This is a genomic window from Spiroplasma sp. hy2 (assembly GCF_044714365.1).
Lineage (GTDB): Bacteria > Bacillota_I > Bacilli_A > Mycoplasmatales > Mycoplasmataceae > Spiroplasma > Spiroplasma phoeniceum.
In genome coordinates, this window is sequence record NZ_RXFZ02000291.1 from 1 (window position 1) to 847 (window position 847).

1 protein-coding gene is annotated in these 847 nt (G+C 18.3%); it reads left to right on the top strand.

What is annotated here, in order from left to right; translation table 4 throughout:
* Positions 1 to 165 precede the first annotated feature (165 nt).
* Positions 166 to 774 (top strand): UPF0236 family transposase-like protein, encoded by a 609-nt coding sequence (locus EHV01_RS06135; protein ID WP_422066689.1) that lies wholly within the window; start codon positions 166 to 168, stop codon positions 772 to 774.
* Positions 775 to 847: the final 73 nt, after the last annotated feature.

An 847-nucleotide genomic window follows, 5' to 3' on the forward strand; every position in this document is an offset into this window, starting at 1 on the left:
TTATTCTGTAATTACTTTTTTCATTAATTATTTACCTCCATATATTAAAAATATACCTAATTTTAGGTATATTTTATAAATATCAAGAGTTTTCGACAAAATTAAAGACAAAATTTAGAAAATAGTGAAGAATGAATTTTTAAAAATTATAAAATTGATGAAACTTTAAAAGAATTTAAAGATTATAAAGTAAAAGAAATAAAACCAAGAACATTAACTATTTTAAATGGAAAAATAACTTTTAAAAGAAGAAAATATTATAAAATTAATCCAGAAACAGGTAAAGAAGAATATATTTTTCTTTTGGATAAACTTTTAGGAATTAAAAAATGACAAAGAATAGATAATTCTGTTAAAGAAAAAATATTATCATTTATTACTGAGAACAAAAGATATAAAGATATTTTAGATACTATGGAACATATAAAAATTTGTATAAAAACAATTTCAAATATTATGAAAAATGCACAAATTGATAAAGAATATTTTATTAACAAAACTGATAAAAAAATAAAGGTACCACATACTTTATATATTCAAATTGATGGAACTTATTTAAAAATGTGAAATGAAAAGAAAACAGGAAAAAATAAAATAAAAAAACATAGTATATTTTCAACTGTTTTTACTGGTTTTAATAAAACAAAATCAACCAAAAAAAGACCTGTAATTGAAAATAAACTGGGTGTTATAGAATTAGATAACATTCCAGAATATATTAGAAAAAATAGTAAATTAACCTTTAATTTTGTCGAAAACTCTTGATATTTATAAAATATACCTTTAATTTTGTCGAAAACTCTTGATATTTATAAAATATACCTAAAATTAGGTATATTTTTAATAT